Source organism: Nonomuraea sp. MTCD27 (assembly GCF_041950495.1).
In the GTDB taxonomy this organism is placed as follows: Bacteria; Actinomycetota; Actinomycetes; order Streptosporangiales; family Streptosporangiaceae; genus Nonomuraea.
Genome location: NZ_JBGNUW010000002.1, coordinates 199,088 through 219,137, shown reverse-complemented (window position 1 = coordinate 219,137; position 20,050 = coordinate 199,088). Strand labels below are relative to the sequence as shown.

General features: G+C 73.0%; 20 protein-coding genes. 14 read left to right on the top strand and 6 right to left on the bottom strand.

The window, feature by feature from the left end:
- The first annotated feature begins 57 nt into the window (after window positions 1-57).
- Window positions 58-657, top strand: coding sequence for an AAA family ATPase (locus ACBJ59_RS05485; RefSeq protein ID WP_375109078.1), 600 nt, complete (start codon window positions 58-60; stop codon window positions 655-657).
- A gap of 22 nt (window positions 658-679) precedes the next feature.
- Entirely contained in the window at window positions 680-1,024 is a 345-nt protein-coding gene (locus ACBJ59_RS05480; protein WP_375109077.1) for a YciI family protein, read from the top strand.
- 51 nt (window positions 1,025-1,075) lie between these two features.
- Here ACBJ59_RS05480 and ACBJ59_RS05475 read toward each other — a convergent pair whose 3' ends face one another.
- Complete coding sequence (locus ACBJ59_RS05475; RefSeq protein ID WP_364113585.1) at window positions 1,076-2,437, bottom strand: glutamine synthetase family protein; 1,362 nt, start codon at window positions 2,435-2,437, stop codon at window positions 1,076-1,078.
- Window positions 2,438-2,591: 154 nt separating this feature from the next.
- On the opposite strand from ACBJ59_RS05475, the gene ACBJ59_RS05470 reads away from it, so the two are divergent.
- Together ACBJ59_RS05470 and ACBJ59_RS05465 are read left to right on the top strand one after the other, a co-directional pair.
- Window positions 2,592-3,137: an EF-hand domain-containing protein gene (locus tag ACBJ59_RS05470; protein WP_375109076.1), complete on the top strand. Its 546-nt coding sequence runs from the start codon at window positions 2,592-2,594 to the stop codon at window positions 3,135-3,137.
- A 104-nt stretch (window positions 3,138-3,241) separates the two neighbouring features.
- Window positions 3,242-4,216: a terpene synthase family protein gene (locus tag ACBJ59_RS05465; RefSeq protein WP_375109075.1), complete on the top strand. Its 975-nt coding sequence runs from the start codon at window positions 3,242-3,244 to the stop codon at window positions 4,214-4,216.
- Window positions 4,217-4,255: 39 nt separating this feature from the next.
- On the opposite strand, the gene ACBJ59_RS05460 is transcribed toward ACBJ59_RS05465, so the two are convergent.
- Window positions 4,256-5,221 carry a DUF5937 family protein gene (locus tag ACBJ59_RS05460; protein WP_375109074.1) on the bottom strand — a complete coding sequence of 322 codons (966 nt, stop codon included), beginning with the start codon at window positions 5,219-5,221 and terminating at the stop codon, window positions 4,256-4,258.
- Between the two features lie 58 nt (window positions 5,222-5,279).
- On the opposite strand from ACBJ59_RS05460, the gene ACBJ59_RS05455 reads away from it, so the two are divergent.
- The 4 genes from ACBJ59_RS05455 (at window position 5,280) to ACBJ59_RS05440 (ending at window position 11,792) form a co-directional block, all read left to right on the top strand.
- A complete protein-coding gene (locus ACBJ59_RS05455; protein WP_375109073.1) occupies window positions 5,280-6,512 on the top strand; it encodes an MDR family MFS transporter in 1,233 nt (410 codons plus the stop codon).
- A 93-nt stretch (window positions 6,513-6,605) separates the two neighbouring features.
- Window positions 6,606-8,459, top strand: a complete 1,854-nt coding sequence (locus tag ACBJ59_RS05450; protein WP_375109072.1) for an ATP-binding protein — start codon at window positions 6,606-6,608, stop codon at window positions 8,457-8,459.
- Between the two features lie 50 nt (window positions 8,460-8,509).
- A complete protein-coding gene (locus ACBJ59_RS05445) occupies window positions 8,510-9,964 on the top strand; it encodes a BTAD domain-containing putative transcriptional regulator (protein ID WP_375109071.1) in 1,455 nt (484 codons plus the stop codon).
- Window positions 9,965-10,016: 52 nt separating this feature from the next.
- Window positions 10,017-11,792, top strand: coding sequence for an NAD+ synthase (locus ACBJ59_RS05440; protein WP_375109070.1), 1,776 nt, complete (start codon window positions 10,017-10,019; stop codon window positions 11,790-11,792).
- A gap of 61 nt (window positions 11,793-11,853) precedes the next feature.
- Here the strand turns inward: ACBJ59_RS05440 and ACBJ59_RS05435 are convergent, their stop codons facing one another.
- Window positions 11,854-12,204 (bottom strand): DoxX family protein, encoded by a 351-nt coding sequence (locus ACBJ59_RS05435; RefSeq protein ID WP_375109069.1) that lies wholly within the window; start codon window positions 12,202-12,204, stop codon window positions 11,854-11,856.
- Window positions 12,205-12,294: 90 nt separating this feature from the next.
- Between ACBJ59_RS05435 and ACBJ59_RS05430 the strand changes: the two genes are divergently transcribed.
- The 5 genes from ACBJ59_RS05430 to ACBJ59_RS05410 all read left to right on the top strand — a co-directional run bounded on the left by ACBJ59_RS05430 (window position 12,295) and on the right by ACBJ59_RS05410 (window position 16,516).
- On the top strand, window positions 12,295-13,218 hold the full coding sequence (locus ACBJ59_RS05430) for a LysR family transcriptional regulator (RefSeq protein ID WP_375109068.1): 924 nt from the start codon (window positions 12,295-12,297) through the stop codon (window positions 13,216-13,218).
- 14 nt (window positions 13,219-13,232) lie between these two features.
- A complete protein-coding gene (locus ACBJ59_RS05425) occupies window positions 13,233-13,592 on the top strand; it encodes a metalloregulator ArsR/SmtB family transcription factor (RefSeq protein ID WP_375109067.1) in 360 nt (119 codons plus the stop codon).
- Window positions 13,589-14,104, top strand: coding sequence for an SRPBCC family protein (locus ACBJ59_RS05420; RefSeq protein WP_375109066.1), 516 nt, complete (start codon window positions 13,589-13,591; stop codon window positions 14,102-14,104). Before ACBJ59_RS05425 ends, ACBJ59_RS05420 begins: the two co-directional genes overlap by 4 nt.
- Before the next feature lie 284 nt (window positions 14,105-14,388).
- On the top strand, window positions 14,389-15,471 hold the full coding sequence (locus tag ACBJ59_RS05415; protein ID WP_375109065.1) for a DNA alkylation repair protein: 1,083 nt from the start codon (window positions 14,389-14,391) through the stop codon (window positions 15,469-15,471).
- A gap of 331 nt (window positions 15,472-15,802) precedes the next feature.
- Window positions 15,803-16,516 (top strand): GNAT family N-acetyltransferase, encoded by a 714-nt coding sequence (locus ACBJ59_RS05410; RefSeq protein WP_375109064.1) that lies wholly within the window; start codon window positions 15,803-15,805, stop codon window positions 16,514-16,516.
- A 179-nt stretch (window positions 16,517-16,695) separates the two neighbouring features.
- Here ACBJ59_RS05410 and ACBJ59_RS05405 read toward each other — a convergent pair whose 3' ends face one another.
- Window positions 16,696-17,343, bottom strand: coding sequence for an SDR family NAD(P)-dependent oxidoreductase (locus tag ACBJ59_RS05405; protein ID WP_375109063.1), 648 nt, complete (start codon window positions 17,341-17,343; stop codon window positions 16,696-16,698).
- A gap of 74 nt (window positions 17,344-17,417) precedes the next feature.
- On the opposite strand from ACBJ59_RS05405, the gene ACBJ59_RS05400 reads away from it, so the two are divergent.
- On the top strand, window positions 17,418-17,780 hold the full coding sequence (locus ACBJ59_RS05400; RefSeq protein ID WP_375109062.1) for a MerR family transcriptional regulator: 363 nt from the start codon (window positions 17,418-17,420) through the stop codon (window positions 17,778-17,780).
- 228 nt (window positions 17,781-18,008) lie between these two features.
- On the opposite strand, the gene ACBJ59_RS05395 is transcribed toward ACBJ59_RS05400, so the two are convergent.
- On the bottom strand, window positions 18,009-18,815 hold the full coding sequence (locus ACBJ59_RS05395) for a nuclear transport factor 2 family protein (protein ID WP_375109061.1): 807 nt from the start codon (window positions 18,813-18,815) through the stop codon (window positions 18,009-18,011).
- A 36-nt stretch (window positions 18,816-18,851) separates the two neighbouring features.
- Window positions 18,852-19,898 (bottom strand): sigma-70 family RNA polymerase sigma factor, encoded by a 1,047-nt coding sequence (locus ACBJ59_RS05390; protein WP_375109060.1) that lies wholly within the window; start codon window positions 19,896-19,898, stop codon window positions 18,852-18,854.
- Between the last annotated feature and the right edge of the window lie 152 nt (window positions 19,899-20,050).

Sequence of the window (20,050 nt, the reverse complement as noted above, 5' to 3'; positions counted from 1 at the left end):
CGCAAGCAGGGACAAGACGGTGGATCATGCGGGGGTGGGCCTGTGCAGGGTGCGAGGTTGCGTTATCCGCCGGGGTCCCTGGTCATCCTGACCGGGCTCCCGGGCGCGGGCAAGACCACCCTGCTCGAACGCCTGTACGGCCTGCACGGCGCGGAGAGCCTGCCCGTCGTCGCGGGCACGGCGGTGGTGATCGACTCGTCGCAGTCCAGGCGGCACTGGCAGGGCAGGCTGACCTGGGCCCCGTACCCGGTGCGCCGCGCCGTGGTGTTCGTCACCCACGTGACCCGCATCCGGCAGGCCCTGACCCAGGGGCATGCGGTCGTGGCGCACAACCGGGGCTGCGCCCCGTACGTGCTGCGCGGCTTCGCCTGGCTGGCGCGCTGGCACAACGCGAGCTTCCACCTGCTCCTGCTGGACGCGCCGGCGGACGCGGCGCTGGCCGGGCAGGTGGCCAGGGGCCGGGTGGTGGCGCCCAGGACGTTCGCGCGCCACCAGCGCAGGTGGGAGAGCCTCCTGACGCGGGTCAAGGGCGGCGACCCGGCTCCGGCGACGGGCGCGCGCATCGTGGACCGCGCCGAGGCGGGCCTGCTCGAAGCCATCGTTTTCGATCCCGCCCGGGGTGTCGATCCGGGCCCGCGCCGTTCGTTCAGGAGGTGAGAGACTCACGGAAGGAGGGCTCATGAAGCAGTACGTGCTCACCATTTTCCAGCCCGACGGCCCGCCGCCTGGCCCGGAGATCCTGGACCCCGTCATGCGGGACCTGTACGCCCTCGAGGAGGAGATGAAGGCGGCCGGCGCGTGGGTCTTCTCCGGCGCGCTGCGACCGGTGGAGGAGGCCGCCGTGGTGCGGCTGCGCGAGGGCGAGGTGCTGGCCACCGACGGCCCGTACACCGAGGGCAAGGAGCACATCGGCGGCTTCACCGTCATCCAGGCGCCCGACCTGGACGCCGCGCTCGAATGGGCCCGCAAGATGGCCAGGGCGGTGGCCCTGCTCCCGATCGAGGTCCGCGAGTTCCACGGCTGACGGCACAGGGGGCCCCGCCGCGCGGCGGGGCCCCCTGGCAGCCGGAACGGCTCAGAGCACGGGCAGGTAGCGGCCGAGCTCGAACTCGGTGACGTGGCGGCGGTACTCGCGCCACTCGGACCGCTTGTTGCGCAGGAAGAAGTCGAAGACGTGCTCGCCCAGCGTCTCGGCCACCAGCTCGCTGCGCTCCATGACCTCGATGGCGTCGTTGAGCGAGCCGGGCAGCGGCTGGATGCCGAGGGCGCGCCGCTCGGCGCTGGTCAGCGTCCAGACGTTGTCCTCGGCCGCGGCGGGCAGCTCGTAGCTCTCCTCGATGCCCTTCAGCCCGGCCGCCAGGATCAGCGCGAAGGCCAGGTAGGGGTTGCACGCCGAGTCGAGCGAGCGGAACTCGATGCGCGTGGAGCCGCCCTTGTGCGGTTTGTACATCGGCACCCGGACCAGCGCGGAGCGGTTGTTGTGGCCCCAGCACACGTAGGAGGGCGCCTCGCCGCCCTGGCCGGCGATGGCCTCGGCGCCGCCCCAGAGCCGCTTGTAGGAGTTGACCCACTGGTTGGTGATGGCGGTGATCTCGGCGGCGTGCTTGAGCAGCCCGGCGATGAACGAGCGCCCGATCTTGGACAGCCGGTAGTCGGAGCCGGCCTCGTAGAAGGCGTTGCGGTCGCCCTCGAACAGCGACATGTGCGTGTGCATGCCGGAGCCCGGGTGCTCGGTGAACGGCTTGGGCATGAACGAGGCCCAGATGCCCTGCTCCAGCGCGACCTCCTTCATGACCAGGCGGAAGGTCATGATGTTGTCGGCCGTGGTGAGCGCGTCGGCGTAGCGCAGGTCGATCTCCTGCTGGCCGGGCGCGCCCTCGTGGTGGCTGAACTCGACCGAGATGCCCATCGACTCCAGCATCATGATCGCCTGGCGGCGGAAGTCGTGGCCGGAGCTGTGCGGGGTGTGGTCGAAGTAGCCGCCGGAGTCGATCGGCTCGGGCCGCTCGCCGGGCTCGGGCCGGTTCTTCAGCAGGAAGAACTCGATCTCCGGGTGGGTGTAGAACGTGAAGCCCATGTCGGCGCACTTGGCGAGCGTGCGCTTGAGCACCCAGCGCGGGTCGGCGTGGGACGGCGACCCGTCGGGCATGAGGATGTCGCAGAAGATGCGCGCCGCGCCCGGCGTCTCGCTGCGCCAGGGCAGAATCTGGAACGAGGCCGGGTCGGGCTTGGCGAGCATGTCCGACTCGTAGACGCGGGCGAAGCCCTCGATCGCCGAACCGTCGAACCCGATGCCTTCGGCGAAGGCCCCTTCGAGCTCTGCGGGCGCGATGGCCACGGACTTGAGGAAGCCGAGCACGTCAGTGAACCACAGCCGGATGAACCGGATGTCGCGTTCCTCGAGCGTGCGGAGCACGAACTCCTGCTGGCGGTCCACAGCATCCCCTCGTTAGACAGACAGTACAGGCTATATACCAGCATGCCGTGTCCGTGTTTCGCACACGTTACGGGGGGTGCCGGTGCGAGCCTCGCTGACAAAGGGCCCGCCCCGACTTACTGTGATCACGCAGTCAGTCTCGGGGGAGGCATTGGTGGCTATCGACCTGCTCAATCACAAGCTCGATCGGGCGTTCGACCACATCGACGCGAGCGGCAACGGCGTCGTCGAGCGTGAGGACCTGCTGGGGCTGGGCGCCCGCATCCTGGTGGGCTTCGGGGAGTCCCCCACCTCGGTCACCGGAGCGAGTCTCGTGGACAGCTTCGACGGCATCTGGTCCACCCTGTCGGAGGCGCTCGAACGCGACGGCGACTCCGGCATCGCGCGCCCGGACTTCCGGAGGGGGATGACGGAGGCGTTCGTCAAGGGCGACCGGTACGACCCGGTGTTCCGGCCGGCCACGGTGGCGGTGGCGGAGCTGTGCGACGGCGACGACGACGGGGAGATCGGGCCGGGCGAGTTCCGGACGATGTTGTGCGCGTTCGGGGTGGCCTACGACGACGTGGACGAGGCGTTCGACCGGCTGGACCGGGCGGGCAGGGGCGCGCTGACCGTGGACGAGCTGGTCCTGGCCGCCGCCGACTTCTACCGCAGCGACGACCCCAACGCCGCGGGCAACTGGCTTTTCGGACCCCTGTGAAGGTCCCAGTGAAGATGCCGGTGAAGACCCCAGTGAAGAGCTCGACGAAGAGCCCAGCGAAAAGCCCGGTGAAAAGCCCAGTGAGCAGCCCAGCAAGCAGCCCAGTGAGCACCACCGTGCTGGCCACGGTGCGCACCGCCCTGCGCTCGGCCCTGACGTCCCTGCTGCCGCTGCCGCGCAGGGGCGGCTCGGCCGCCCTGGCGCTGCTGCCGCTCACCGAGACGGTGCCCGCGATGGCGGCGCCGTGCCGGATGCACCCGGCCGTCTACGCGATCGAGGCCGCGGTCATCGACTGGGCCAGGAGGACCGGCCTGCGGGCCGATCCCGGCGTCGGCTACCACCGCATGGCGGGCCGGGCGTTCGCCGAGTTCGACGCGGCCGCGGCGGCGCTGTTCGCGCAGTGGCTGACCTGGCTGTTCCACCTGGACGACGAGCTGGACGAGCGGTCGGGCCCGCTGGACATCTTCCACGGCATGCTCAAGGGCTCGGCGCGTCACCCGCTGGAGGCGGCCTTCGCCGACCTGTGGCGGGTGACGAGCGTGCGGATGAGCGACCGGTGGCGGGCGAGGTTCGCGGTCGGGCTGCAGAGCCAGTACGACGCCTGCCGCACCGAGGCCGACAACCGGGCGGCGGGGCGGATGCCGACGCTGGAGGAGTACCCGGCGCTGCGCAGGGGCACGGTGGGGCCCTACCTGTACGACCTGGTCGAGCCGTGCCTGCGGGTGGAGGTGCCGGCCTGGGTGCACGAGTCGGAGCCCTGGCAGCTGCTGGTGAACGCCTGCAGCGACGTGACCGCCTGGTGCAACGACGTGGCCTCGCGGCCCAAGGAGCGCGGCGACGTGCACAACTTCGTGGTGCTGGCGATGCGCCAGCTCGGGCTGAGCGAGCGCGAGGCGACGGCCTGGGTGCTGGAGCGGATCGCCGGGCGCTGCCAGGACATGCGCAAGGCCGCCAGGCGGCTGCCGCTGGACGACCTGGAGCCGAAGACGGCCCGGGACGTCAGCAAGGTCGCCTGCGCGTACCTGGCGGCGCCGCGCGCCCACCTGGACTGGCTGCTGGAGTCGAAGCGCTACGCCTGAGACGTGGGCCCGAGACGCGACGGCCCGGAGCCGCGGGCGCTACGCCTGAGCGCCCGCGAGCATGTCCCCGGCGGGGGTGCGGCGGTAGACGACCTGCTTGCCGACCCGCATCCCCACCGCGAGCCCGCCGCCGCTGAGCACGCCGAGGTGCTGGCTGACCGCGCCGGGCGTGAGCGCCATGCGGGTGGCCAGCGCCGAGGTGGTGGCGGGCTCGGCGAGCGCGAGCAGGATCTGCGCCCGGCTCCTGCCGATCAGCGCGGCGAGCGCGCCGGGGGCGGGCGGCGGGCCCTGCTCCCACAGCGTGCCGACGCCCCGCACGGGGTAGACGAGCATCGACTGGTACGGCGCCGACATCACGGCCACGGCCGGCCAGTAGAACGCGCTCGGCACGAGCACGAGCCCGTCGCCGTGCAGCCCGCCCGTCGCGCACCAGGGCCGGTCGATGAGCAGCCGCTCCCCGGTCCACACCACGGCGGGGTCGAGGGCGGCGAACAGCTCGCGCGCCCCGCCCTGGGCGAGCTGCCGCGACCGGAGCAGCACGTCCCGTTCGAGCAGCGCGTACACGCGGGGCCAGAACTCGGCGAAGCACTCCCGCCAGTACGCCTCCAGCGCGTCCGCGACCCTGGCCACGCCGGCCGCCGGGTCGGCCATGAACCGCTCGATCACCGCCGGGTCCGTGCCCCGCACCAGCGCGGCCTCCTCCCGTGCCCGCCCGGGGTCGGTGCCCCTGACCCGGTCGAGCTCGGCGGCGAAGTCGGGCAGGGGCGTGTCGGGCGGCGGGGTGATGAAGTCGGCCAGGTAGCCGGCCGGCGGCACGAGCGCGAACACCTCGGCCAGGTCGAGCCCGGCCAGCCGGGGGCGTACGGCCTTGATCCAGGGCAGGTGGATCGACTGCCTGGCCGGCTGCTGGAGGGTGCGCAGGCTGGCCACCAGCTCCCACATCGGCGAGAACGCGAACCGGATGCGCGCCACGTCCTCCGGCCTCAGCACCCACGTGACGGACATGCTTTTAGTGTCGGCTAAATCGTTCGCGCCGGCAAAACGGAGATCTCACGCTTGTCGCGTGTCGAGCGCAACTGTCGAGAAGTCACCCTTCCTGCCGCCCTTCCTGAAGTCGAAGGTCGGCGGGCTGCCCCGCCCGTTCTGGGCGCTGTGGGGCGGCACCCTGGTGAACCGCCTGGGCACCATGGTCATGCCGTTCACCGGCGTCTACCTGACCCAGACCCGCGGCCTGTCGGTCAGCACCGCGGGCCTGGTGATGGGCGCGTTCGGGGCGGGCTCGCTGCTGTCGCAGTTCATCGCGGGCGTGCTCACGGACCGGATCGGGCGGCGGGCCACGCTGTCCGGGGGCATGCTGGCCACGGCCGCGGCCATGCTGGCGCTGGGCTACAGCACCTCGCTGCCGGCGATCCTGGCCTCGATGTTCGTGCTCGGCCTGGTGATCGACGTCTACCGGCCGGCCTCGAACGCGCTGGTCGCCGACCTGGTCTCGCCGGAGGAGCGGCCCCGGGCGTACGGGCTGCTGTTCTGGGGGATCAACCTCGGCTACGCGGTCGGCATGACGGCCGGCGGGTGGCTGGCCGGGCTCGGGTTCGTCTGGCTGTTCTGGATCGACGCGCTGTCGAGCGTGGTCTTCGCCGTGCTGGTGTGGCGGGCGGTGCCCGAGACCAGGCCGGCGGGCCGGCAGTCCGCGGGCGGTTTCGGGATGGTGCTGCGCGACCGGGTCATGGTCGGGTTCACGCTGGTCGCGCTGGGCAACGCGCTGGTCTACTCGCAGACGATGACCATGCTGCCGGTGGCGATGACCGGGGTGGTGAAGCTGTCGCCCGGGGAGTACGGGCTGGCCATGGCGCTGAACGGGGTGCTGATCGTCGTCGTGCAGCCGCTCGTGTCGGGCTGGCTGGGGCGCAGGGACCCGGCCCGTACGTTCGCGCTGGGGCTGGCCGTGATGGGGGCCGGATTCGCGATGACCGCGTTCGTCACGAACACGCTCGGGCTGACGGCCACGATCGCGGTGTGGACGGTGGGCGAGATCATCACGGCGGGCATCCCCGGCGCCGTCGTGGCCGCGCTGGCCCCGGCCGAGCTGCGGGGGCGCTACTCGGGGCTGTTCGGGTTCGCGTGGTCGCTGGCGGCGGTGCTGGCGCCGCTGATCGGCGGGCCGCTGCTGGAGCTGGGCACGCGGCCGCTGTGGTTCACGATCGGCGCGGTCGGGGCGGCCTCGGCGATCGGCATGCTGCTGCTCGGTCCCGCCATCAGACGCCGCGATGCGGAGCCGGCGCTCCAACCCTCCTGAGCAGGCATGACGCCGCGTTGAGAAAATTTTGATCGGACGGCGACAGGCGCCCGATAATTTCCACCCAGCCATGGGGTGGGAAGGACGGGTGGGATGCGCCGCGCAGGTCTGGCGCGAGGCGTGGCGATCGGCATGGCCACGCTCGCCGTCGTGTTCGAGCTCACCGACATCTGGGTGACGGCCCAGCTGCCGCAACCCTCGTGGACGCCGCTGCCCTTCGCGCCGGAGGACATGGCGGGCACCGCGTTCCCGGTCTTCGGCGCGATCCTCGTCCACAGCAGGCCGCGGCTGGTGATCGGCTGGCTGCTGTGCGCGGGCGGGCTGAGCGCCGCGGCCAACATCCTGTCCGCGAACCTGTTCCACCTCGTGTACGGCCACCCCGCCGCCGGCTGGCCGGTCGTCAACCTCTCGTGGCACGTCCTGCAGCTCACGCTCGGCGTGCTGCTCCCGCTCCTCTACCCGGTCGGCCGGCTGCTGTCCAGGCGCTGGCGCGGGGTGATCGTGCTGGCCGTCCTGGGCATGGCGCTCGACTGGGGCGCCGTGCTGAGCGGGCAGAAAACGTTTCGGGAGCCGGCCCACCTGATGGTGTCGGCGGCCATGGCGCTGGCGTTCGTCTCGCTCGTGGTGCGGTTCCGGCGCGGGGACGCGGTCGAGCGGCGGCAGCTGCTGTGGTTGCTGGTGACGCTGCCCGGGCTGCTGATCCCGTGGATGCTGGGCGACCCGGTCTGGTGGGTGGCGACGCTGTTCATCCCGCTGATCCCGGCGGCGATCGCGGTGGCGGTGCTGCGCTACCGGCTCTTCGGCATCGACACGCTGATCACCAGGGCGCTGATCGGCACCGGGCTGGCGATCGTGACCACCGGCGTGTACGTGGCGGTGAGCGCCGCCTCCAGCCTGTTCCTGGCCGAGGTGGACCGGGTCGCGGGGATCGCGGCGGCGGTGTTCGCGGGGGCGGCCTTCCAGCCGATGCGGCGCGGCATGCAGCGCGGCGTGGACCGGCTCCTGTACGGCAGCACCGGCGTCCCCGCCGCGCTGGCCGGCCGGCTGCGGCACCGGCTGCAGCACGCCGACCCCGTGCACGGCCTGCTGGCGACGCTGGACGTGCTGCGCGAGGGCCTGTCGGTGACCGGCGTGGCGGTCGAGCTGGACGGCACCACGACCACCTCGGGCTCCCTGGACGCGCCGGCCAGGGTGATCCCGCTCGTGTGGCACGGGGAGCCGGTCGGGCTGCTGCTGGTCGGGCCGACGGACCGGCGCAGGTTCGCGGCGGCGCACGACGAGCGGGTGATCGCGACGCTCACGCCGTACATCGCCGACGCGGCGCACGCCGTGCGCCTGACGGCCGCGCTCCAGCGCTCCCGCGAGCGGATCCTGACCGCGCGCGAGGAGGAGCGGCGGCGGCTGCGCCGCGACCTGCACGACGGGCTCGGCCAGTCGCTGACCGGCATGGCCATGTCGATCAACACGGCGCGGCTGGCCATGCGCAACGCGCCGGAGCGCGCCGAGCGGCTGCTGGCCGACCTGCGGGCCGGCATGGACGCGGTGAGCGGCGACATCAGGCAGCTCGTGTACGGCCTGCGCCCGCCCGCCCTCGACGAGCTGGGCCTGGCGGGGGCGGTGGAGGAGCTGGCCGGCACGCCGGTCGAGGTCTCCGGCGACCTCGGCGGGCTGCCCGCGGCGGTCGAGGTCGCCGCGTACCGGATCGTCCAGGAGGCGCTCACGAACGCCCGCAAGCACTCCGGCGCCGCCCGGATCGCGATCGCGCTGCGGCGCGAGACCTGCCTGCGGGTGACCGTCACCGACGACGGCGCCGGGATCCCCCCGGACGCGCGGGCGGGCGTCGGGCTGGCCTCGATGCGCGAGCGCGCCGCCGAGCTGGGCGGCACCTGCGTGGTAGGGGAGGCCGAAGGAGGGGGCACCGTTGTCGAGGCGGAGCTGCCGCTGTGAAATTTCGCCATATACCCGAGCTGCTTCTTCCCTCTACAGTTACGCCTGACATGCTGACCTTCACCGCGCTCGGACCGTTCCAAGCCTGGGCCGACGGCGCCCCACTCGACCTCGGCGGCCAGCGGCAGCGGGCGGTGCTCGCGCGCCTGCTCGTCGCCGGCGGCCGCGCCGTGCCCGTGAACACGCTCATCGACGAGCTCTGGCCGGGCAGCCCGCCCGCCCAGGCCCTGTCCACGATCCAGGGCTACGTCTCCCGCCTGCGCCGCGCGCTCGAACCCGGCCGCGCGCCCCGCGAGGAGGCCGGCGTGCTGGTCTCCGCGCCGCCGGGATACGCCCTGCGGGCCCGCACCGATCAGGTCGACGCCTGGCACTTCGAGAGCCTGGTGAAGTCCGACGGCGCGCCGGCGCAGGTGTGGGCGGCCATGGAGACCGCCCTCGGGCTGTGGCGGGGGCCGGCGCTGGCCGAGTTCGAGGAGCTGAGCTGGGCCGCGACCGAGGCGGGCCGGCTGGAGGAGCTGCGGCTGATCGCCGTCGAGCGGCGCGCCGACGCCGGGCTCGCGCTGGGCCGGGCGACGTCGCTGGTGGCGGACCTGGAGGCGCACGCGACGGCGTACCCGCTGCGGGAGGAGGCATGGCGGCTGCTGGCGCTCGCGCTCTACCGGATGGGCCGCCAGGGCGACGCGCTGGCGGCGCTGCGCAGGGCGCGCGCCGTGTGGCGCGACGAGCTGGGACTGGACCTGTCGGCCGGGCTCAGGCGCCTGGAGGGCGACATGCTGGCCCAGCGCCTGGAGGAGCCCCCGCCCCCGCCCCCGCTCATGCCCGGGCCTGGGCCCGGGGCCGCCGACCCGGGCGTGCTGCGCGTGCTGGTGGCCGATGACCAGGCCCTCGTGCGCGCCGGGCTGCGGGCCATGCTGGCGAGCGAGGACGGGGTGGCCCTGGCGGGCGAGGCGGCCAACGGCGAGGAGGCGATCGCGGGCGTCCGCGACACCCGGCCGGACGTGGTGCTGCTCGACATCCAGATGCCGCGCCTGGACGGGCTGGCCGCCGCCCGCCGGATCCTGGCCGGCGAACGGCCGCCGAAGGTCGTGATGATGACCACGTTCGGCAGCGACGAGAACCTGTACGCGGCGCTGCGGGCCGGGGTCAGCGGGTTCGTGCTGAAGACGTCGCCCCCCGAGCAGTTCCTGGCCGCGATCAGGGCCGCGGCGGCCGGGGACGCGCTCATCGACCCCGCGGTCACCACGCGGCTGATCTCGGCGTTCGCCGGGCGTACCGACCCCGACTCGCCCCCGGCGCTGGCCGGGCTCTCCGACGAGCGGCTGGACGTGCTCAAGCTCGTCGCGCGCGGCCTGACCAACCGCCAGATCGGGCAGACGCTGTCGCTGCCCGAGGAGGAGGTGAGCCTCATGGTCAAGTCGCTGCTGGAGCACCTCGGGCTGTTCGACCGGGCGCAGCTGGTGATGGCCGCGTACGAGTCGGGGCTGGTCACTCCCGGCGGGAAATGATCTGCTTTTCGTCGCTTTGACGATAAAAATCGTCCCGTACTAGGCTGTTCGCGTGGCACAACTGCGCATTGCCCTGGCCCAGACGAACCCGACCGTAGGCGACCTGAGCGCCAACGCGGACCGGCTGGTCGCGTGGACCCGCGACGCCGCCGAGCGCGACGCTCACCTGGTCGTCTTCACCGAGATGTTCCTCACCGGCTACCCGGTCGAGGACCTGGTGCTGCGGACGTCCTTCGTGGACGCCAGCATCAGGACTTTGGCGGAAGTCGCGCGCAGGCTGTCCCGGGAGGGCCTGGGCGACCTGCCGGTGGTGGTCGGCTACGTCGACCGCGCCGGGCTGGCGCCGCGGGTCGGGCAGCCGAAGGGCGCCCCGCTGGACGCCGCCGCGCTGCTCTACCGGGGCGAGGTGGTCACCCGCACGGCCAAGCACCACCTGCCGAACTACGGGGTGTTCGACGAATACCGCTATTTCGTCCGCGGTGACCGGCTGCCGGTCTTCCGGCTGCACGGGGTGGACGTGGCGATCGCGGTGTGCGAGGACCTCTGGCAGGAGGGCGGCCCCGTGTCCGTCGTGGGGCAGGCGGGGGCCGGGCTGCTGGTGGTGCCGAACGCCTCCCCGTACGAGAAGGAGAAGGACGACGTACGGCTGGAGCTGTGCGCGCGGCGCGCCCGGGAGGCCGGGTGCGCCCTCGTCTACGTCAACCAGGTCGGCGGGCAGGACGAGCTGGTCTTCGACGGCGACTCGATCGTGGTGGACGGCACGGGCGAGCTGGTGGCGCGGGCCGGCCAGTTCAAGGAGGAGCTCCTGGTCGTGGACCTGGACGGCCTGCCGGTCGCGGACTCGGAGCCGGGCACGTACCCGTACGACGCGGGCGACGGCTCCACGATCACGGTCGAGCGCCTGGTGCTGTCGGACGACCCGGTCGCGCCCTACCCGCCCGTGCCCGCCCCGATCGCGGAGCGGCTGGACCTGCACGGGGAGGTCTACTCGGCGCTGGTGCTCGCGGTGCGCGACTACGTGGCCAAGAACGGCTTCCAGTCGGTCATCCTCGGCCTTTCCGGCGGGATCGACTCGGCCCTGACCGCCACGATCGCCTCCGACGCCATCGGCCCCTCGCGCGTCAACGTGGTGCTCATGCCCTCCCGCTACTCCTCCGACCACTCGCTGGCCGACGCCGAGGAGCTGGTGCGGCGGCAGGGCGTCTCGTCGCGGGTGGCGCCGATCGCCGACATCGTCGACGCGTACGAGAAGGAGATCGAGCTGTCGGGCCTGGCCGCCGAGAACCTCCAGGCCAGGGTGCGCGGCATGATCCTCATGGGGCTGTCCAACGAGCACGGCCACCTGGTGCTGACGACCGGCAACAAGAGCGAGCTGGCCACGGGCTACTCCACCCTCTACGGCGACTCGGCGGGCGGCTTCGCCCCGATCAAGGACGTGCCGAAGACGATGGTGTGGGAGCTGTCCCGGTGGCGCAACGCCCACTCGGACCCCGGGTTCCTGCTCCAGGCCGAGCGGCCGATCCCGGAGAACTCGATCGTGAAGGAGCCGAGCGCCGAGCTGCGGCCGGACCAGCGCGACACCGACTCGCTGCCGCCGTACGAGGTGCTGGACCGGCTGCTGGACGACTACGTGGAGAAGGACATGGGCTCGCAGGAGCTCATCGCGGCCGGCCACGACCCGGCGCTGGTGACGCGGGTGATCCGCCTGGTGGACCTGGCCGAGTACAAGCGGCGCCAGTATCCCCCGGGTCCCAAGATCACCCCGAAGAACTTCGGCCGCGACCGCCGCCTGCCCATCACCAACCGCTGGCGCGAGACCACCACCTGACCCGCCCCGTCCCCGCTCCGTCCCCGCTCCGTCCCGTCCCCGCCCCGGCGGCCCCGGGCGGTCAGTGTGCGGCGGCGAGGGCGAGCGAGGCGCCCGCCAGCGCCAGGAATCCTCCGGGGAAGACGATGTTGCCGAACACCCGGGCGCGGACGTGCACGGCGACCGCGCCCAGGAAGAACAGCACGAGCCCCGTCGCCGCCGCGAGCCCCAGGATCCGGACGCCCAGGAGACCGAGCACGAGCCCGGCCGCCCCGGCGGCCTTCAGCGCGCCCAGCCACGGGACCCAGGACGGCGCGACGCCCACCTGATCCGCGTTGGCGAGAACGGCCTTCGCGCCCGCGAAGTCGGCGATCGCCGCCGCTGTGTTGGCCACGATCGTGACGGCGGTGACCACCACATATGCGGTGAACATACGAACGACCTCCGTTCGATCCGGCGTTCGCTCACCAGCTTTACCGAGTGGCACCCTGGCGTCCAATACCTGCATCTATAACCTGATGGCATGGATGTGGACACGCGGTTGCTGCGCTACTTCATCGCCGTGGCGGAGGAAGGCGGGCTCACCCGCGCCGCCCAGCGGCTTTACGTGTCGCAACCGGCTCTCACCAAGCAGATCAAGCAGCTGGAGGCCCAGCTCGGGGTGCTGCTCTTCACCCGGTCTCGGACCGGGATGGCCCTCACCGAGCCGGGCCGGGCGCTGGCCGAGCGGGCCCCCGAGCTGCTGGCCGCCTGGAACCGGGCGCTGCGCGAGACCCGGCACGCGGCCGACCGCGCGGCCCGCGTGCTGCGGGTCGGCTTCCTGGCCAGCGCCGCCAACGAGGCCACCCAGGAGATCGTGGCCGCCTTCGCGCTCCGCCGGCCGGGCTGGCGGGCCGACATGCGCCAGGCGTCGTGGTCGAACCCCACCGCCGGGCTCGCCGACGGGAGCGTGGACGTCGCGCTGCTCCGCGTACCGTTCCCCGGGCAGGACGGCCTGCGGGTGGAGGTGCTGTTCAGCGAGCCCCGCTGGATCGCCCTGCCCTCGTCGCACCCGCTCGCCACGCGGGACCTGATCCCCTTCAGCGAGCTGTGGGACGAGCCGTTCGTCGCGGCTCCGGAGGAGACGGGCCCGTGGCGGGACTTCTGGGTGGGCGCGGACGAGCGCGACGGCCGTCCTGTGCGCATCGGGGCCGTGGCCGACCAGCCGGACGAATGGCTCAGCGCGATAGCCAACGGCTACGGCGTCGCCCTGGCGCCCGAGTCCGCCGCCCGCTTCTACGCGCGGCCCGGCGTCACGTACCGGCCGGTGAGCGGCATCAGCCCGACCCGGGTGGGCGTCGCCTGGGACCCGGCCGACGACGCCGACCCGATCGTCCAGGACTTCGTCCGCTGCTGCCTCGACAGCCGTGTCTCCGCCGACCCCTCTGGCGAAACGCGTAACCAGTAGGTTACGCTTTCCGGGTGGACGAGGTGGCGGGTGCGATCGCGGATCCGGTGCGGCGGCACATTTTGGTGCTGCTCAGGGACGGGCGGCTGTCCGCCGGCGAGGTCGCCGAGCGCTTCGCGATCAGCCGGCCCGCCGTGAGCCGTCACCTGCGGGTGCTCAGGCAGAGCGGGCTGGTGCGCGCGGAGCTCGTCGGCAGGCAGCGCTTCTACACGCTCGACCCGGGGCCGTTCACCGAGCTCATCGCGTGGCTCACCCCGTTCGTCCGGCCCTCCGGGTGGGAGCACCATCTTGACGCGCTGGAAACAGAGGTCTACCGGACCCGCCGCGAGCGCCGTGACGCCGCCGCGGACAGCAGGAAGGAAGGCACCGCATGAGTCTCATCCCCACAGGCAGGTTGTTCCGTACGGACGGGGGCAGCGACCTCGTCCTCACCCGGACCTTCCGCGCACCCGCCGAGGACGTGTGGGCCAGCCTCACCGAGCCCGAGCGCACGGCCCGCTGGTTCGGGCCCTGGGAGGGCGACGCGGGGCCCGGGCGCACGATCAAGGTGCAGATGCTCTTCGAGGAGCAGACGCCCTGGTACGACATGCGCATCGACGCCTGCGACCCGCCGCGCCGGCTGGCGGTGTCGTCGCTGGACGAGCACGGGGCCTGGCACCTCGAGCTGCTGCTGTCGGAGGCTGGCGGCACGACGGAGCTGCGCTTCGTCCAGCACCTCGAGACCGAGGACGGCCTCGGCGAGATCGGCCCCGGCTGGGAGTACTACCTGGACCTGCTCGTGGCCTCCCGCGACGGCTCCCCCACGCCGGACTTCGACGACTACTACCCCTCGATGAAGGCGTACTTCACCGGCCTGACCGCCCAGGACGGCCCCGACAAGGCGTGACGAAGGGGGCGGCACGGATGCGACGAACGCACCCATGCCCCTCCCCCACCGGCACCCGTGCCCCACTCCCGCCGACACCCGTGCTCCACTCCCGCCTGCACCCGCGCCCCTCCCCCGCCGGCACCCGTGCTCTACTCCCGCCGCCACCCGCTCCGCGACGCAGGCGAGCGTCACGACCGGGCGGGCACCGCAGCCGGCGGGCGTCCCGACCGGTGGCGTTTCGACCGGCGGGCATCCAGACCAGCGGGCGGAAGATTGTCGGTGGCGGCTGGCACAGTTGGCGCGTGGCCCAACCCCTGAAAGAAATGATCAACGCCCGGTCCGTGTCGGTGCTGGCCGACGGGCTGGCCGCCGCCTGGGCGCCGTTCCCGCGGGACCGCTTCACCGCGCAGGCCCTGGGCGGGCTCGACGGGCTCGAGCTGAAGGCCCGGGTCGCCCACGTCGCCGCGGCCCTGCACGACGCGCTGCCCCTGCCCTACCCGCAGGCGGCCGAGCTGGTGCGCGAGTGCGCCTCGCGGGCGGCGCTGGACATGTGGAGCGGCTGGCCGGCCACCGAGCACACGGCCGTGCACGGGCTCGACCACCTGCACGCGGCGATGGACACGCTGGCCGTGCTCACGCCGTACGCGACGGGCGAGTTCGCCGTGCGCCCCTTCCTGGAGCACCACCGCGACGACGCCCTCAAGATCATGTACGGCTGGGCGGAGTCACCCGACGAGCACCTGCGCCGGCTGGCCTCCGAGGGTTCGCGCCCCCGGCTGCCGTGGGCCGGACGGGTGGGCTGGCTGATGGCCCCGGGCCCGACGCTGCCCCTGCTCGACCGGCTGCGCGACGACCCGAGCGAATACGTCCGCCGCTCGGTCGCCAACCACGTCAACGACCTGGCCAAAGACCATCCCGAGGTCGTGGTCGAGCTGCTGGCGCGGTGGCGCTCCGCCGGCGGCTCATACGTGGAGAAGGTGCTGCGCCACGCCGTGCGCGGGCTGCTGCGCTCCGGCCATCCGGAGGCGCTGACGCTGGTGGGCGCCACACCGGGCAGCGGCTCGGTCGACGCGCTGGCCCTGGAGGGCGACGTCGTGGCGGTGGGCGGAAAGCTGGCCTTCACGGTCACGGTGACGGCGGGGGCGGCGGGGCCGGTGCTGCTGAAATACGCGATCCGGCGGGCGGGCTCGCGCCGCGTGTTCCACCTGGGCCAGCGGGAGGCGGGCGGGGTCGGGGAGACGTTCACCGTACGCAAGAGCCATTCCTTCCGCCCGGTCACGACCCGCGACGAGCCGCCTGGCGCAAGGGAGCTCGACGTGATCGTCAACGGCAGAGTGGCCGCGAGCGTCCCGTTCACCCTGGTGCCCGAGGGGGCCGATTCGTGACGGCGAGATGACCCCGTGGCTGGAGGCGACGCCGTACGGCCGGGGGCGACTTCGTGACCCAGAAGGCCCCGTGCCTAGGGGCCCGCGACCCAGGAGGCCCCGCAACCCGGGGAGGGCCCGCGACCCAGGGGGCACGTGACCAGGGGGCCCCGCGGCCTAGGAGGCCCCATGGACCCGGGAGGCTCGTGACCCGGGACGGGCCCGCAACCCCAGGCGGCGACGCCGTGAGTCCTCACGGGAGGCGATGGCCGTGATCCTGGAAGCGGAAGCGTGATGGCAGGCGGGAGGCAACGTCATCAGTCCTGACGAAGGCGGAGACGGAGGTGGAGGCGTGACGGAGGCAGCCCGGGAGCCTCGGGACATCGACCTTCTCCGGGTAGAGCTGGGCGTCATCTGGCGCCTCGACGACCGTGGCCGACTGCCCGGGCCGGAGGACGTGGTGATCGGCGTGGCGGCCGACGGCCTGATCGTGGCCGTGGCCGACTCCGTGTCCGACACCCTCGCCGGGCGGCTGCTCGACCTCACCGCGGGAGGCACCCCGTCCCCCTTCGGCACGCCGCCGGACGTGCTCGAGGGCTGCCGGGCACTCCTGGGCGGTGAACGGGTGGCGGTGTCCGGCGGGCCGAGCTACCTGGTGAGGCCACCGGTGCGGTTCGACGTACCGGTGCGGGTGCTCAGGTCGGACGAGCCCGCGCACGTCCGGCTCGTACGCCCCTTACGGCCCGGCAACTGGGCCCCCGAGGAGTGGGAGTCGCTCTGCGACGGCGGCGAAGGCGCACCCTGGGCGATGATCGTCGAGGACGGGCAGGTGGCCGCGATCTGCCATACGGCCCGCTTGACCCCGGCCGGCGCAGAGGCGGGCACCTGGACGTCTCCCCGCTACCGAGGCCGCGGATACGCCGCCGCGACCACCGCCACCTGGGCCGACCTCCTGCCGGGCCTCCAGCTGTTCTACAGCACCAGCGCGGACAACCGCTCCTCACGGCGGGTTGCCGAGCGGCTCGGGCTGCGCGCACTCGGCTGGCTCTGGAAGCTCACCACCTGAACACCCGACCGCGCCCACACCGACGACGCTCAGCTTCCTCGCGCGGCTGTCCCTGACGGCCACACGCCCCCGTGCGTCCGGAGGACGCCTCAGGGGCCGGTGAGCTCACGGACCCGACCGACCACGCACGGGGCGGACCGACCACGCACAGGGCAGACCGACGCACGGGCCCGATCGGCTCAGGGGGCGGGGGCGGGGGCGGTGCCTGCGTGGAGGATCTCCTGCTCCCATCGTTCGCGTGGCTGGGTGTGCAGCCGCCAGTAGTGCCCGGCGATGTCGTCCGGGTCGAAGTCCGTGCCCGGCGCGACCGGCCCGGCGACGGTGACGCTGGCCACGTGGACGCCGGACGGCCCGTACTCCTCGTCCAGCATCGTCACCAGCGTCCGCACGCCCGCCTTGCCGAGGGAGAGGCTGACGTAACATGCCTTGGGTTCGGGCATGCCGCCGGTGACGATGAACGTACCGCTGCCGCGCCGCGCCATCGCGGGCGCCACGTGCGCGGCGGCGACGAGCGCGCCCACCACGTTGACCGCCCACGCGTCGAGCTGCGCCCGCGCACTCACCTCCCCCGGCGTGTCCGGGCGGATGATCGCGGCGTTGTAGACCACGACGTCCGGTGTGCCCAGCTCGCCCGCCGCCGCGTCGAGCGCGGCGCGCAGCTCGCCCTCGTCGGCGCAGTCGGCCCGGTACGAGAGCACCCCCTCCAGGCCGAGGTCGTTGCCGGTACGCGAGACGAGGGCCACCGCCAGGCCCTCCTTCGCGAACCGGCGGGCGACGGACCGGCCGATCCCCGGACCCGCCCCGATAATCACCGCTCCCGGCATCATCAGCTCCTTTCACGTTGTTGCGAGTGACAGTCGGACGGTAGGGCGTCACATCGATGTGAAGGTCAAGGGAGCGCATGAGAATCGGTGATCTGGCCCACGAGACCGGGGTGAGCAGGCGGCTGCTGCGCTACTACGAGGAGCAGGGGTTGCTGCGGCCCCGGCGGCTGCCCAACGGATATCGCGAGTACGATGACGCGGACGTGGCCGCCGTGCGCCACATCCGTACGATGCTCGCCGCCGGCCTGCCCACCGCCGTCATCGCGCGGCTGCTGCACTGCGTGCACGACGACGGCGAGCGCATGGTGCCGGCCGCCTGCCCCGGCATGGTCAGCAACCTGCGGCGGGAACGCCGGCGCATCGCCGAGACGATCGAGCAGCTCCAGGTCTCGCAGCAGGCCCTCGACACGATGCTCGCCACCGTCCTGGAACAGCGCTGACACCCGGCCCGGCGCGCGCCACCGGCGAACGTCCCCACGCGTCCACCTGGAGCTCCGGCAGACGTCCCCACGCGTCCACCGGGAGCTCCGGCGGGCGCCCCCACACGGCCATCGGAACCTCTGGCGGACTGTCCCCGCATGTCCACCCACCCGGAGGACGGCCTCGCGCCGCCCCGGGAGGACAGGGCCAAGCGCCGCCGGGTAAGCGCCCCGAAGATCAGCCCGGGGTCAGGGCCGTAGGTCGGTTCTCGCCTGGCCGGTGGCCGGGTCCTGCGGGACGGACCGGTGCTGGTGGATCATCAGCCACGCGCCGTCCCGCCGCTGGAACACCCTCGTCGCGCGCGACCAGCTCTCCTCCGACCCGTCGACGCGCACCAGGTCCAGCCCCCACGCCACCGCCATATCCTCCCGGACCATGACCTTCAGCTCGGGAACGTCCAGGGTGACGCCGGCGTCGCCGCCCGCGTCGAGGCCGCGGGCGCAGAACTCGCGCACCGCGTCCACGCCCACGTACTGGAGGGGCACCTCCTGCTCGTACGACACCACGTCGCCGGCGATGGTCGCCATCATGCCGTCGAGGTCGTGGGCGGCGGTGCACTCGTACCACCGCTGGTACACCTGCCGCACCTCCTGCTCGGCCGCCCCCGCGTCCGTGATCGGGAAGGAGTGGTGCTCGTGGGCCACGACCCACTGCCCGCCCTCCTTGCGCAGGCCGAACGTCAGCCGCAACCGTCGTGAAAGGTCATCAGCGGTGATGCCGCAGCGCAGCAGCGCGTACGCGAAGGCGACGTCGGCCCCCGCCGTGACCTCCAGCGACTCGATCTCGAACAACGCCCCCTGCGCCTGCCACCGCAAGAACGGCGGCCAGGTCTTCCGGTACGCCTCGATGCCCCGGACCCCCTCCTGGGGCGGCGGCACGTCGTACATGACGATGTCGTCGGCGTGCCCGGCGACGACCCCGGCCAGGTCGCACGCGTGCACGGCCTCGGCCCAGCGCTCGATCAGGGTGCGGATCTGCTGCTCATCGGTGTTCATGGTGGGTTCCCTCCGGATCGGATCATCCCGTCGGAACTACAACCCGCCCCGATCCGGAAACTCATCGCGCCCCAGCAGAATCGGCAGCCCGAACTCCGCGAAGTCCGCCGTCAGGAACGAGACCACCTCGGCGATCTCCGTACCGCGCAGGACGATCAGGTCCAGGCCGGTCGGCACGTAGCCGTCCCGTTCCTCGTCCCACATGTACGTCCCGAACGCCAGCTGCCCGTTCGCCCGCGCCGGCAGGAACCGCCACCGGTGCTTCAGCGGCGCCGCCAGCAGGAAGCCCCGGATGCCGGCGCGGCCCCGGTACCAGGCGGTCAGCGGCGGCATGGAGTATTTCGCGTCCTCGGCCAGCATGGCCACGATGGCGTCGACGTCCCCGGCCTCCCAGGCGGACATGTAGCGCCGGGCGAGCTCCCGCTGGGCCGCCTCGCCGAGCGCGCGCAGGGTCTGCTGCTGGGTGGCCTCGGGAAGCAGCCCCGCCACCTCCTTGCGGGCGCGCTGCAGGGCGCTGTTGACCGCCGCGACCGTGGTGTCGAGCAGGTCGGCGACCTCGCGGGCGGCGTACCCGAGGACGTCGCGCAGCAGCAGCACGGCGCGCTGCACGGCCGACAGGTGCTGCAGCGCCGCCACGAACGCCAGCTCCACGCTCTCCCGCGCCAGCACCCGCGCCTCCGGCTCGAGCCCGGCCGTCCAGCCCATCAGCCGATCGGGGTACGGCTCCAGCCAGGCCACCTCGGTGGCCGGCGCGCCACCGGGGCTGAGATCGGTGGGCAGCTCGCGGCGTCCCCGGCGCTCGATGAGGGTCAGCGACCGGTTCGTCGCGATCTTGTAGAGCCACGCCCGGATCGACCCCCGGTCCTCGAACCGCGCCAGACCCCGCCACGCCCGGTCCAGGGTCTCCTGCACGGCGTCCTCGGCATCGTGAACGGAGCCCAGCATCCGGTAGCAGTGGGCCCGCAGCTCGTCCCGCAACGGCCCGACCAGCCGCCCGAACGCCTCCTCGTCCCCGCCCCGCGCCGCGGCCAGCAACTCCGCCAGCCCCGCGCCGTCATCCTCCTCGGCCCAGGCCCGCCCCATCACCCACCCCATCCGTGTCGCGTGCCAAGCTACCGCGCCACCCACAACCCAGGCAGCGCCGCCCGGACGAGCAACACGCCGTCCCCAGTGACAGCCGAGGCGGGGGACGGCGACCAGCGGCCTCGGGGCTTCTGAGGCGTATAGCTGAGACT

Bases quoted from the DNA above. Each gene is read 5' to 3' on its own strand.
- ACBJ59_RS05480 (WP_375109077.1), top strand. From the start codon at position 680: ATGAAGCAGTACGTGCTCACCATTTTCCAGCCCGACGGCCCGCCGCCT.
- ACBJ59_RS05460 (WP_375109074.1), bottom strand. From the start codon at position 5,221: ATGTCCGTCACGTGGGTGCTGAGGCCGGAGGACGTGGCGCGCATCCGG.
- ACBJ59_RS05450 (WP_375109072.1), top strand. From the start codon at position 6,606: ATGCGCCGCGCAGGTCTGGCGCGAGGCGTGGCGATCGGCATGGCCACG.
- ACBJ59_RS05445 (WP_375109071.1), top strand. From the start codon at position 8,510: ATGCTGACCTTCACCGCGCTCGGACCGTTCCAAGCCTGGGCCGACGGC.
- ACBJ59_RS05435 (WP_375109069.1), bottom strand. From the start codon at position 12,204: ATGTTCACCGCATATGTGGTGGTCACCGCCGTCACGATCGTGGCCAAC.
- ACBJ59_RS05430 (WP_375109068.1), top strand. From the start codon at position 12,295: ATGGATGTGGACACGCGGTTGCTGCGCTACTTCATCGCCGTGGCGGAG.
- ACBJ59_RS05420 (WP_375109066.1), top strand. From the start codon at position 13,589: ATGAGTCTCATCCCCACAGGCAGGTTGTTCCGTACGGACGGGGGCAGC.
- ACBJ59_RS05405 (WP_375109063.1), bottom strand. From the start codon at position 17,343: ATGATGCCGGGAGCGGTGATTATCGGGGCGGGTCCGGGGATCGGCCGG.
- ACBJ59_RS05400 (WP_375109062.1), top strand. From the start codon at position 17,418: ATGAGAATCGGTGATCTGGCCCACGAGACCGGGGTGAGCAGGCGGCTG.
- ACBJ59_RS05395 (WP_375109061.1), bottom strand. From the start codon at position 18,815: ATGAACACCGATGAGCAGCAGATCCGCACCCTGATCGAGCGCTGGGCC.
- ACBJ59_RS05390 (WP_375109060.1), bottom strand. From the start codon at position 19,898: ATGGGGCGGGCCTGGGCCGAGGAGGATGACGGCGCGGGGCTGGCGGAG.